The organism is Bacillus sp. PS217 (assembly GCF_037963535.1).
GTDB classification, from domain to species: Bacteria; Bacillota; Bacilli; order Bacillales; family Bacillaceae; genus Bacillus; species Bacillus subtilis.
The window spans coordinates 4,077,741-4,089,465 of record NZ_CP150157.1 but is presented as its reverse complement, the minus strand read 5'-3'; the positions used below and the strand labels follow the sequence as shown (position 1 = coordinate 4,089,465).

13 protein-coding genes are annotated in these 11,725 nt (G+C 40.6%); 11 read left to right on the top strand and 2 right to left on the bottom strand.

Annotated features, from left to right (window positions below; translation table 11 throughout):
- Positions 1-102 precede the first annotated feature (102 nt).
- The 6 genes from NSQ83_RS21120 (at position 103) to fdhA (ending at position 4,453) form a co-directional block, all read left to right on the top strand.
- Positions 103-573 carry a GNAT family N-acetyltransferase gene (locus tag NSQ83_RS21120; RefSeq protein ID WP_046664037.1) on the top strand — a complete coding sequence of 157 codons (471 nt, stop codon included), beginning with the start codon at positions 103-105 and terminating at the stop codon, positions 571-573.
- 141 nt (positions 574-714) lie between these two features.
- The gene (locus NSQ83_RS21115) at positions 715-1,452 is read left to right on the top strand and encodes a YiiX/YebB-like N1pC/P60 family cysteine hydrolase (RefSeq protein ID WP_153912454.1); all 738 of its coding nucleotides are present in this window, start codon (positions 715-717) and stop codon (positions 1,450-1,452) included.
- Between the two features lie 10 nt (positions 1,453-1,462).
- Entirely contained in the window at positions 1,463-2,626 is a 1,164-nt protein-coding gene (locus NSQ83_RS21110; protein WP_153912451.1) for a hypothetical protein, read from the top strand.
- A gap of 15 nt (positions 2,627-2,641) precedes the next feature.
- Positions 2,642-2,890: a DUF2651 family protein gene (locus NSQ83_RS21105; protein ID WP_003226970.1), complete on the top strand. Its 249-nt coding sequence runs from the start codon at positions 2,642-2,644 to the stop codon at positions 2,888-2,890.
- A gap of 103 nt (positions 2,891-2,993) precedes the next feature.
- Complete coding sequence (locus NSQ83_RS21100; protein ID WP_153912449.1) at positions 2,994-3,164, top strand: hypothetical protein; 171 nt, start codon at positions 2,994-2,996, stop codon at positions 3,162-3,164.
- A 62-nt stretch (positions 3,165-3,226) separates the two neighbouring features.
- Positions 3,227-4,453 (top strand): formaldehyde dehydrogenase, glutathione-independent, encoded by a 1,227-nt coding sequence (gene fdhA / locus NSQ83_RS21095; RefSeq protein ID WP_003226972.1) that lies wholly within the window; start codon positions 3,227-3,229, stop codon positions 4,451-4,453.
- Positions 4,454-4,486: 33 nt separating this feature from the next.
- On the opposite strand, the gene NSQ83_RS21090 is transcribed toward fdhA, so the two are convergent.
- Positions 4,487-4,900, bottom strand: a complete 414-nt coding sequence (locus NSQ83_RS21090; RefSeq protein WP_198878352.1) for a hypothetical protein — start codon at positions 4,898-4,900, stop codon at positions 4,487-4,489.
- Between the two features lie 184 nt (positions 4,901-5,084).
- On the opposite strand from NSQ83_RS21090, the gene NSQ83_RS21085 reads away from it, so the two are divergent.
- The 5 genes from NSQ83_RS21085 to NSQ83_RS21065 all read left to right on the top strand — a co-directional run bounded on the left by NSQ83_RS21085 (position 5,085) and on the right by NSQ83_RS21065 (position 8,803).
- The gene (locus NSQ83_RS21085) at positions 5,085-5,255 is read left to right on the top strand and encodes a CxxH/CxxC protein (RefSeq protein WP_003219122.1); all 171 of its coding nucleotides are present in this window, start codon (positions 5,085-5,087) and stop codon (positions 5,253-5,255) included.
- Positions 5,256-5,335: 80 nt separating this feature from the next.
- Positions 5,336-5,815 (top strand): 23S rRNA (pseudouridine(1915)-N(3))-methyltransferase RlmH, encoded by a 480-nt coding sequence (gene rlmH / locus NSQ83_RS21080; RefSeq protein ID WP_198878353.1) that lies wholly within the window; start codon positions 5,336-5,338, stop codon positions 5,813-5,815.
- Positions 5,816-5,939: 124 nt separating this feature from the next.
- The gene (locus tag NSQ83_RS21075) at positions 5,940-6,737 is read left to right on the top strand and encodes a sce7726 family protein (RefSeq protein WP_204551405.1); all 798 of its coding nucleotides are present in this window, start codon (positions 5,940-5,942) and stop codon (positions 6,735-6,737) included.
- Between the two features lie 16 nt (positions 6,738-6,753).
- On the top strand, positions 6,754-7,695 hold the full coding sequence (locus NSQ83_RS21070) for a sce7725 family protein (protein ID WP_198878355.1): 942 nt from the start codon (positions 6,754-6,756) through the stop codon (positions 7,693-7,695).
- Between the two features lie 10 nt (positions 7,696-7,705).
- Entirely contained in the window at positions 7,706-8,803 is a 1,098-nt protein-coding gene (locus tag NSQ83_RS21065) for an RES family NAD+ phosphorylase (RefSeq protein ID WP_198878356.1), read from the top strand.
- A 547-nt stretch (positions 8,804-9,350) separates the two neighbouring features.
- On the opposite strand, the gene fbp is transcribed toward NSQ83_RS21065, so the two are convergent.
- Positions 9,351-11,276 (bottom strand): fructose-1,6-bisphosphatase, encoded by a 1,926-nt coding sequence (gene fbp / locus NSQ83_RS21060; RefSeq protein WP_198878357.1) that lies wholly within the window; start codon positions 11,274-11,276, stop codon positions 9,351-9,353.
- Positions 11,277-11,725 lie beyond the last annotated feature (449 nt).

Below are 11,725 nucleotides of genomic sequence, written 5' to 3'. Positions count from 1 at the left end.
CCTTTCTCTAGTGACTTATCAATCTCAGTTGCTTATTCTGATAGTAACACCTCTTTCTATTTTATGTAAAATCCTCTAGTCAATATATGAAGGAGAGATGATATGACAATTATGCTGAGCCCTATGCAGACAGAAGAATTTCGGTCTTATCTCACATACACAACAAAGCATTACGCGAAAGAAAAGGTAAAAGCGGGAACATGGCTGCCTGAAGATGCACAGCTTTTGTCTAAGCAGGCGTTTAATGATCTGCTCCCGAAAGGGCTGGAAACACCCCATCACCATTTGTGGAGCCTCAAGCTGAATGAAAAGGATATCGTTGGCTGGCTCTGGATACATGCTGAACCGGAACATCCGCAACAGGAAGCGTTTATTTATGATTTTGGGTTATATGAACCGTATCGGGGAAAGGGCTACGCAAAGCAAGCATTGACGGCATTAGATCAAACGGCACGCAGCATGGGAATCCGCAAGCTGTCCCTTCATGTCTTTGCCCATAATCAGACGGCGCGAAAGCTATATGAGCAAACCGGATTTCAAGAAACAGACGTAGTGATGAGCAAGAAGCTTTAACGAAAAGGGCCTGATAAAGGCCTTTTTCTGTAAACGATTTCTAAAAATTCTGTAAATAACCTAGTTACTTTCCTTATTTCCCTAATATAATGTGGGTGAGGAAATTACCTTTCCTACACTCACAAGAAAAGAGGAGATGTAATGAAGTTGAAGAAACGAGTGTCGATGTTTTTGGTAGCGCTTACAATGTGTGGCGGCCTGTTTGTTTCTCCCGCCAAAGCCGTAAAGACCACAAATTATGCTGAAGAAATCGCCGCACTGCAGCCAGGCACGACACCGGAAGAAATCATGAAATCTGCCAGCCAGATTGCCAAACAGCAGCACGTAAAGCAGGACGTTATCCTAAAACAGTTCTATAAGGAAATCACGGCTGATAAAGCAGAGGGAGACCGGATCGCCAAGGAAAGCGGCATGTCTATCATGGGCGGGTCGTCCGGCACGAAAAAACTCCCGACAAGCGCGAAAGGCAATATCTATTACACGAACTCCTACACAGCCTACTACAATCACGGCCACGTCGGCATGTACTCCGCCGCTGACAAAATTGTTGAATCTGTCCCGAGCGACGGCGTCAGGCAGATCGCGTATAATGCCAGAGACGTGGAAGACAACTCCATTGTGCAAACCGTCAGCGTATCCTCATCTCAAAAAACAGCTGCTGCCGACTGGGCGGTATCAAAAGTCGGCGACCCATACTCATTTAACTTCGTCAATAACAGAAATACCGGCCATGACGGCGCCAAAAACTGTTCAAAGCTCCTATGGTCTGCCTTTTTGCTGAAAGCAGGCATTGATATAGACAGCAACGGAGGCTTAGGCGTGTATCCGCGCGACATCACTAGTTCTTCGTATACGACAACCATCATGACCATTTACTAAGGAGAAGGATATGAAAAAGTGGATGATCACCATCGCTATCCTGATTTTCGCAGGAATTGCACTATTTGTCTTCCTTTCTCCTCTCAAAAACCATAAAACCGTTGGTCAGCAGGATCTCAGAAACCCCGATTTCCTGGATGACAAAGAAGTCCTGCTGTATTTCTCAACCTCTGCAGATCAAGATGCATTTGGCGGCGGGAAAAGCTATGCCCTGTTTATCAGCCAGGATGGGTCGCTGTCTTCATTTCAGATGAAGGGCCTTGAGCTGGGATCAGCCAAGGTTCACGGCGATAGTGTGATGCTGGAGGACAAAAACACGATCTATACGATTAAAGACGGCCTGAGATCTCATAAAAGAGCCTATCAGCACACAGGAGACAGCGCAGGCTTTCTGCAAAACACGGACGGTTTTTACACCCTCTACAACTCTGGTTACGACAAAAAGGGAGACGGGTACCGCTCAGAGCTGTACCGCCAGATGAACGGAGAGTGGAAAAAAGACGTCATCCCCTACTACATCCGGGCCTCCGGTTTTCATGAGGGTGCGATTTTCGCACTTGTCCCGACAGCTGACGAAAAAGGCTATCAGCTCCTTCAGATTCAAGCGGATCAGAAGAAGCTCACCTACCACAACATAACGGAATGGCAGTACAGGGAAGGAGCCTCAGTCGAATCCCAACTTGCCGTGGACGACCAAGCGGTTTATGTTATGGTTCGCGGTCAAAAAGCCCGCAATCTCTATCAAATGGTCAAGATCAACAAAAAAAGCGGCGAAGTCGAGCTGCATGACATCGCCGAATACAAAAACGACGAACAAACGATATACAGCTCCATGCCCTTCAGCTTTAAAAACAGCTTTTTCCCTTATGACGGGAACCTGTACTTCATTGACGGCTTCGGAAAGGTGTACAAAATCGATGCTAAGACAGGAAAAACAAGCATCGCCTTCACCCTTTCCCGAGACAAAATGAAAGCCGACTTCAAAGAAATCACCCAAAAAGGCAGCAGCCTCTATTTCTTCACATACACGTACAACAAGCCTGCATACATTAAACAGTACAGCCTGAAAACCGGAAAGAAAGTGAAAGAAAAAGAGATTGGGAAGGTAAAGGATGTCGTGACGCCGAAGAGTCATTTGAAGCTGTATGATGTTGAGGTGATGAAGAGGTTTTAAGGCAAGGAGGTTAGTATGGGAGCCATTGCCGTTTTATTTATCGTTTTTGGTTTTCCGATCATCGCAGGTGTATTTGGTATAGCGGGTCATTTTTTATTTAAGAGGTTTTGGGTGGCACCGCTCATCGTTCTTATCGCGAGCTTGATATTGTTATTTACGTTAGCTTCGGGCAATAGCTCATTCATGTTTTGGGTTGTTATGTATACGGCGATTGCGTTGGTAACCAGTGTTGTCACATTATTTCTCAGGAAATTTTTTGAGTGATCTCTAATTATGAAGAGACTGGTGTGAAGTCTCTTTTTTTGTTGAACCGAAGTTTGCAGAGATTTTGGGTATGTTTTAGAAACGAATCTAAAGGAGGGATTACATGCGCACCAAACGGGTTATTCTTCTGGCAGTTATGATCAGCCTGGTTTCGGCCATTACTGTGTTCCTGTTAAATGGGTGTAAAGTCGACTTTTTAGACATCGCCGGAACTATTATTGGCTGCTTTCTTGGCATATTTGTTGTTATAAGAATACAGAAAAAACAGTCGTGAGAAAGGGAAAGAGTCATGCCGAACCGAAGTCATGTGCAAGGACGAAGAGTCCAAACACATGAATGGGAGGAATGGCGTTGACAGGAAACAAAGCGGTTGTGTACAAAGGCAAAGGGACTGTAGCGGTAGAGGATATCGGTTATCCGGAGTTAATCTTAAGGGACGGGCCCGGCGTTCCAAAGGCGAATGTGAATCGAAAATGTGAGCATGGGGTTATTCTCAAAGTCATTACAACCAACATTTGCGGAAGCGACCAGCATATGGTCAGAGGCCGCACAACGGCGCCTGAAGGCTTGGTGCTCGGGCATGAAATTACGGGAGAAGTCATTGAAACGGGGCGTGATGTTGAATTTATCAAAAAAGGCGACATCGTATCCGTTCCTTTCAATATTGCCTGCGGACGCTGTGTGATGTGCAAAACGCAGAAAACGCATGTGTGCCTGAATGTCAATCCGGACCGGCCGGGATCGGCTTACGGCTACGTCGATATGGGCGGCTGGGTCGGCGGCCAGTCTGAATACGTCATGGTGCCGTACGCTGACTTTCAGCTTTTGGTGTTCCCTGATAAAGAACAGGCGTTAGAAAAGATTCTCGATTTGACCATGCTGTCCGACATATTCCCGACCGGCTTCCACGGAGCTTACACAGCGGGCGTGCAAACAGGTTCAACCGTTTATATCGCGGGAGCGGGGCCTGTTGGCTTGGCAGCTGCACACTCCGCTCAGCTCCTAGGCGCCTCCACCGTGATTGTCGGCGATCTGAACGAAGACAGACTGGCACAGGCGAGAAGCTTCGGCTGTGAAACGGTCAACGTACAAAAACACGACCGTCTCGGCGAGCAAATTGAACAAATACTAGGTGAACCGACAGTTGATGCCGCAGTGGACTGTGTCGGCTTTGAAGCATCCGGACACGGCAATCAAGGAGAAGCGCCTGCCGCCGTGCTGAACTCAATCATGGACGTCACCCAGGTCGGAGGCAGCCTTGGCATTCCAGGCTTATACGTGACCGAAGATCCCGGCGCAAAGGATGCGGACGCCAAAACAGGCTCATTAAAGATCCGCTTCGGACTCGGCTGGGCCAAAGCCCACACCTTCGTCACCGGACAAACGCCCGCCATGACATACAACCGCAATTTGATGAAAGCGATCCTGAGCGGCAGAGCGCAAATCGCAAAAGCCGTCAATGCCACCGTCATTTCTCTGGACGACGCGCCAAAAGGCTACAGCGACTTCGACAAAGGCGCAGCCAAAAAATTCGTCATCGACCCGCATGGAACACTGAAGTAAAAGAAAAAGCCGGACGTTCTCAGAACGCCGGCTTTATTGCTGGTAATCCGTTTCTTCAAAGCGGTTTCCCGTTTCATCCTGTACGATGAATTCCCCTTCGATTTTGTCCAGTCCAATCAGAATATAAGGGTTTTTCTCATTTGCCGTAGGAGCTGGTTTTCGTTTCACAGTTACAATCGTTTCTTTAGGTGAGAATTTGACGTCTGACACCTCAAGCTGTTTTTCGTTCTCGCTGCTTCCGAGAGACACAATAACCATTTTTCTCCCTTCTAAAATGGTGAAGACTTGATATCCTTTTACATCATCATGTATTTGAAGGTAATTAGCGTATATTTCTAAGTCTGGACTGCCTTCACCGATTCGATCCTTCTCCAACACCCAATAAGACGGCTGACACCCAACAAGCAGCAGCATGATCACAAAAAGCCAAACCCATCTAAAGCGCAAATGCAAACCTCCTCACACCTCGGTTACATCCAAACTAACACACGAGCGAAATAGAGTCATCAACAGCTTGTTTGTCGAATTGTGGATAAAACTCAGCCCGAAGCACTACTAACATGTGAATAAATAGGTTATATTGAGAAGAGAACATTTGTAAAAATGGAAGAAAACATCGGAGGATTTGAACATGAAACAAGCGTATTATTCCTGTGAAGAACACATCGAAACGGTGCTGGATATGTACATAGACGACCACGAGCTGCCGCCCGAAATCAGAAAAATCGAACATACTAACAGTTTATCCACAGCCTGTGAATTATGTGGAGACCCCGCAGTATATATAGTGGGGAACGAATGATCTTACACAAAATACAGAAAAGATATCCACAATTGTGGACAATATATATGAATAACTTGTTTCTAAAGTGGGGATGACCTGTGAATATCAATATTGTGACAATCGGAAAACTAAAAGAAAAATACCTCAAGCAAGGCATTGAAGAATACACCAAACGACTTTCGGCCTACGCAAAAATCGACATCATCGAACTCCCGGACGAAAAAGCACCGGAAAACCTAAGCGACCAGGACATGAAAATCATAAAAGACAAAGAAGGTGACCGCATCCTATCAAAAATCAGTTCCGACGCCCACGTTATCGGCCTCGCCATCGAAGGAAAAATGAAAACATCCGAAGAACTAGCCGATACAATAGATAAGCTGGCTACATATGGAAAAAGCAAAATCACCTTCGTCATCGGTGGATCACTCGGATTGAGTGACGCAGTGATGAAGCGAGCGAACGAGAAGCTATCGTTCTCGAAAATGACGTTCCCTCATCAGTTGATGCGGCTTATTCTGGTGGAGCAGATTTATCGGGCTTTTCGGATTAATCGTGGGGAGCCTTATCATAAGTAACTTTATACTTAATAGGGTTGCAAATAAGTTACAATAAATTATTCTTTACTAAATACATTATTTGTACTAATTTGTTTAAAGTGAAATACTTAAAATGCCTAGCCGTTTAGAAAGTGTGATTAGTATGAATTATATGTATCTGAACAAATTTTTCAGCAAAAAAAACTTAAAAGACTTTATTTTTAACAATAACTTCAATCCTGAGTTATTTAAAAATGAGCTATCAAAAAATTACAACATATTAGAAAAAGAATATAGAAATGAATTTTTTTTTAAAAGCACATTGTTCAATAAGTATGTTTTGGGTAAATACAGTCTGAGTACTACTGCTGCATTAAGTGAAATTGTCATAGAAAGTTCAAAAGCTGATTTAGCAATAATAAATCATCAAAAAGGTACAGTGTATGAGATTAAAACTGATCTTGATAACCTTGATAGGCTTAAATACCAATTAGAAAATTATTACAATGTGTTTAGTGAAGTATATGTAGTTACTTCAGAAAAAAACTACTATCCTGTATATAGATATATAAAGGAATTCAAATCTTCAGTTGGCATTATAGTTCTTACAAAAAAAGTTAATCTTAGTTTAAAAAAACATGCCACCAAAGATTGTAGTAATTTAAACCACGAAAGTTTATTTAAGTTATTGAGGAAAAAAGAATATGAAGAATTATTAATTTCTAAATTTGGACATTTACCCCAAGTAAAGCCTGTACATTACTTCAAAAATTGTTTAGAATTATTTAAAAATATAGATGTTGAAGAAGCGCAAAAATTAGTTTTTATTAAATTGAGGAAAAGGATGGATATAAGTGATAAAGAAAAATTTATGAAATTGCCTATACCTATTAGGTGGATTGTATATAGAAGTAATTTCACGGATAGGGAATTAAATGAAATATATGCAAGATTAAAATAGTTTAGGGGGATAATTTATGTACTTTCCATTTATTAGAGGGAGACAATATGACTTATTAGCTCTTAGGGAATTAAAGGGTGAGGATCGTTTAAGTAAAAAAATAATACCTATAATCGAACCAATCAAATTAAACTCCACTCTTTTATCAACAATAGGTATATTTGAAGAAAATGAAAGTGACTTAATTTTGATTTCTAATCCTAAAGTGGGGTCACTAGATGGAGAATTATCTTTACCTAGTACTTATCAGCAGTATTCTGAAATAATGCAAAAAAAATGTGTAAGGATCGGACATCATTTAAGTAAAAACTCCCCTTCTGAATTAAAGACTCTCATACAAGAATTCAATGTTACTTTAAAAGATTTAACAATAATTCATTCTGAAAAGAAAAATCTGAGATTTTATAAAGAGATTTTTGATGATTCAAAACCTTGGATAAATGTCATTCCTTCAGATACTTCTTTCAGAAGACAACTAAATGGTCAACGTCTAGTAGGTTTAACCGATCCATTTAATAAATTACCGAGAAATTCAGACTATCTAAAACTAGAAGGTGACTATGAAGTTTTTTCGGAAGAACATCTTTATTTTAATGATGAAGGTTATATTGGATTTTCTGATTATTCTATAGTTGGTCAAGAGTACAATGAAAGTGGTTTTGCTCCGTATGCAGTTGCTATTCATGTGGTTTATCCAAATTCTGAGAATCACTTAGAAATAAAACATTTTGTTTCAAATTCTAATAAAGATATTAGTGACCCGGCAGGAAAGTTCTCTGAAGCACTAGAAAAATTAATAAAATGGTACCAATCTTACTCAAGTGATCAGAGAATGAACACTTTAGCTATGAAATGTTTCACAGATCATTATAATAATGGTACATACCCTGGTCTTCCTACTTTAAAAAAGTTATCAATTATGCATCACTTGGAGTTAATAGGAAATTTACTAGACTAGGAGGAAGGGAATGGTGAATTGTTGTGAGAAGTGTTTTATTTCTAAAGAGATCAAAAGTATTGTAATAAGTTATGCTAATATAGGGAACTGTGATTTTTGTAACAGTAATCATGTTCATGTTTATAACTTAAAAAAAGATGACGGATTAGGGGAGCTCTTCAATAATATTCTTAATATTTTCAAGTTAGGTTCTGATTTGATTTCCGATGGGTACCCCCCATATAGGTTAATCAGTATAAAGGATGAATTTGAGAAAAAGTGGAAAATTTTTAATGGGCTTAATGGAAATCAAATATACCTTTTTTTAGAAACGCTTCTTAAAGAAAAATATGTCGATAAAATCCCGTTTATAAATAACCAAGTAGGAATTGTAGAATGGATGAACGAGAATTACCTTAATGAGAACTCTGTGTTGAAAGGATACTCATGGAAGGAATTTGTTAACTATATAAAACATGAAAATAGGTTCCATGCAAACCATATAAATAAAGAAATATTAAAAGATTATTTGAAAAAAATTACATCAACTATAGAGGATGATTTGTTTTTTAGGGCAAGAGTTTCCAATGAGCAAGAGTTAAGGAAAGAAGACATGGGAGCCCCTCCCCCAAAATATGCAACATCAGGACGCGCTAACTCTGAAGGGATAAGTCATTTATATCTTGGGAGTGATACAAATACAGTTGTAAGTGAGATTAGGCCTCGTCTAAGTGACACAATCTATATTGGGAGATTTCCTATTAGAGAAAAACTAAAAGTAATAGATTTTAGACTGCTAAAAGGTTTAGATGTATTTGAATTTAATGACCCCACAAGGTTCGCTATTAATCTGGAAATATTCAATGAAATGAGTAAAGATATATCTAAACCTGTAAGAAGTGGAGATAGTAAGTTAGACTATTTACCGACTCAATATATTGTTGATTATATTAAGAGTTTAAGTGAAACTGAATCAGATGAGTACAATTACGATGGTATTGTTTTTGATAGTACATTAAGTAATACTGGTTATAATTTAATGATATTTGATTCAAATACATTAAATTGCACTAATGTTGAACAACGCACAATACAATCTTTAAATTATAACCATGTACCGTTTACTTAGCCCAAAGGAAATTTTAAGTTTCATTAAAGATCAACTACATTTGGAAAAATCAATATATAAATAAACCCACCTAAAAAGTCGCCAAACGACAATCAGTCAGAGTAACGACTTTTGTCTTATTTTAGTTCAGTTAATAATCTAACCTTGTCTTTTCTTTTGTTTTTTGAAATTATTTCTACAATTACAAATGTGACAAAACATCTGTCCATGTAAAGCTCTTTTTCAGCATATTTTACATTTAATTAAACCGCTACCCATTAGCCATATGAAAGATACTCTCTATATATACAGCATCAGCAGTCTAGCTTTTATACACCGCTTCCTCTTCATTAAAGCTAGATCCACAAGCGGAAACAATCAACAATCCCAACCCTCCCCAGATGTAATGAAGATTGAGTTTTAAATCATCACCTTCTGAAAGGTGTTTAGATTTGCTTCTTTTATATGCCATTTTCCCGCGATAAAAAAATCCCCAAAGGCAACAGTTTTTTCATTTCATCTGTCTACCTTTAGGAGAGCATATTCTAATCTCTGAGTTGCACATCCCTCACTTCATATACCGATACTCCCGCAAACTCTCCAAAATCGCAACTTCCTGCAACAATTCCTCACCCACATTCGTTTCCTTCACTTTCTTCCGCTCAAGCTCTTTGTCCACTAATCGTTTCACCGTCAAGACGTCGGTTCCGGTGCTTAGGACTTCTGCCTTGGAGTTGAAGTGTTTATGGGCGACGAGCTGCATGCCGTAGGAGTTGTATAGCAGCGTGTAGCCGGCGATGCCTGTTGTGGATTGGTAGGCTTTGGAGAAGCCGCCGTCGATGACGATCATTTTTCCGTTTGCTTTGATTGGGTCTTCTCCTTCGATTTCTTTTACGGGTGTATGGCCGTTAATGATATGGCCATGATCTGGATTGAGGCCGAATTCTGCCAGGATGTTTCGGCAGGTTGCCTCGTCTTCGCGTAAATAATAATACGGGTTTTTCTTTTCTTTATGCGTTTCCTTCTCTTTAATGAAATAGCGCTCAAATGTCGTCATGGCGCGTTTTCCGAAGAGAGAGGAATATTCGCCTGTCCATAAATACCAGGCCATATCTGTCGCCAGGTCATCGGTTTCTTCCGGGTGGGCAAAGGCTTCCCGTAAGAATCGTTCAAATACATCGAGCAGCTCACGGCTCGCATACGGTTTATCCTCAATCATCATTGTTTCCATATTGCCGTTTTCATCGACAGGAATACAGCCATGAATTAACAGGTTGCCGTTATATTTTAAATAAAGGCTGCCTTTTTTCATCATAAAATTCATATGGCGGCCCAGCTTTTCGGAATGCTGGACAGAGAACAGCAGCTTGTCTATGACTTCTGCTTCTTCTTCTAATAGCTGGTCTGGCTGATCCGGATTAATCGTCGCAAAGCAGGTGTTTTCCAGCTGATATGTTTTTCCGTTTAGTGTGATTTCGTTTTTGTCATAATCTATTTTCTCTAATAACAGCCGCTCTTCCATATTAAAGTTCGGCCGTCTCTTGATAATCGGGCTCTCAAGCTTGAATTGGATCATCGCAATCGCCTGATGGATTTTTGTGATTTGCTTAATCTCATCCTCTGGCCTGTTGTCGTCTGCTTTTGGACGGAATGCTGGATTATCATCGTAATATTTTTCGGCCAGGTTCAGCAGCGGTCTCAGGTTGATGCCGTACACGTCTTCAATAATATCCAAGTTATCGTAGCGGGCACAGATGCGGATAATATTGGCCAAGCACACTTTGGACCCGGCATAGGCTCCGATCCAAAGGACATCGTGATTTCCCCACTGAATATCGACAGAATGATAGTTGATCAGTTCTTCCATAATCCTATCCGGCTGCGGGCCGCGGTCGTAAATATCGCCGACCACATGCAGATGGTCGACCACCAGCCGCTGAACGCTGTAAGCAAGGCCGGTGATCAGCTTATCGGCTTGGCCAAGCTCAATGATCTGATCAATGATTTCGGAGTAATATTGCTCCTTGTTGCCAGCTTGTTCTGTTTTGTATAACAGCTCCTCCGTAATATAAGCAAACTGGGCAGGCAGTGCTTTGCGCAGTTTGGAGCGGGTATACTTGGAGGAGCAATAAGAAACGAGCTTAATCATTCGGTTAATGGTTTCTTTATACCACTCGTTTAATGCTGCTTTCGCATCAAAGTCATGTTTGATCAACTTCAGTTTGTCTTCTGGATAATAGACCAATGCTGCTAATTCATCAATTTCTCTATCGTAAATGACACCGCTGAAGATGTCGCGTATCTTCTCTTTGACTCGTCCTGAACCATTGCGCAGTACGTGCTGAAATGCCTGATACTCCCCGTGCAGATCACTGACAAAATGCTCAGTGCCTTTTGGCAGGTTCAGTATCGCTTTCAAATTGATGATTTCTGTTACCACTTTTTCTTCACAATCGTATTTTTGTGCGAGTAGATCTAGGTACTTGCTTTCCAAAACCGTCCATCCCCTTTTTAGAATAAACCCCTCTTTATGAGCATGTGCATGATAAGGTGAATTTAAAAGTATGACATTATTTTTAAACATTGGACCTTTATATGATAGTACCGCATAACTGCTTTTAGAGACAATTAAAACGAGAGAAAGAGGTGCCAAATGGGTAAGCAAGAGCTTAAAACAGCTTTTCAGTACAGGTTGGTTTAGGGTAAGATTGTTTGCCTCATTTCTTCCACTTAAAATCTTTATATCCCTTAACTAGTGTAGTCAATATTGATGTTTTACTTTTCATTACGAAGCTTTAAATCAAACTATGGCCTTTCATTCGGTATAGCTTAGAGGGGCTAGAGGACTATAGGCTTTATATACCAAGAATAGTGACATTTTTCAGATTTTTTAGGTACAATATATTGACATGTATTGAATGATATAGAATAATTGGTTTATAT

Bases quoted from the DNA above. Each gene is read 5' to 3' on its own strand.
- NSQ83_RS21120 (WP_046664037.1), top strand. From the start codon at position 103: ATGACAATTATGCTGAGCCCTATGCAGACAGAAGAATTTCGGTCTTAT.
- NSQ83_RS21115 (WP_153912454.1), top strand. From the start codon at position 715: ATGAAGTTGAAGAAACGAGTGTCGATGTTTTTGGTAGCGCTTACAATG.
- NSQ83_RS21110 (WP_153912451.1), top strand. From the start codon at position 1,463: ATGAAAAAGTGGATGATCACCATCGCTATCCTGATTTTCGCAGGAATT.
- NSQ83_RS21105 (WP_003226970.1), top strand. From the start codon at position 2,642: ATGGGAGCCATTGCCGTTTTATTTATCGTTTTTGGTTTTCCGATCATC.
- NSQ83_RS21100 (WP_153912449.1), top strand. From the start codon at position 2,994: ATGCGCACCAAACGGGTTATTCTTCTGGCAGTTATGATCAGCCTGGTT.
- fdhA (WP_003226972.1), top strand. From the start codon at position 3,227: ATGGGAGGAATGGCGTTGACAGGAAACAAAGCGGTTGTGTACAAAGGC.
- NSQ83_RS21085 (WP_003219122.1), top strand. From the start codon at position 5,085: ATGAAACAAGCGTATTATTCCTGTGAAGAACACATCGAAACGGTGCTG.
- NSQ83_RS21075 (WP_204551405.1), top strand. From the start codon at position 5,940: ATGAATTATATGTATCTGAACAAATTTTTCAGCAAAAAAAACTTAAAA.
- NSQ83_RS21070 (WP_198878355.1), top strand. From the start codon at position 6,754: ATGTACTTTCCATTTATTAGAGGGAGACAATATGACTTATTAGCTCTT.
- NSQ83_RS21065 (WP_198878356.1), top strand. From the start codon at position 7,706: ATGGTGAATTGTTGTGAGAAGTGTTTTATTTCTAAAGAGATCAAAAGT.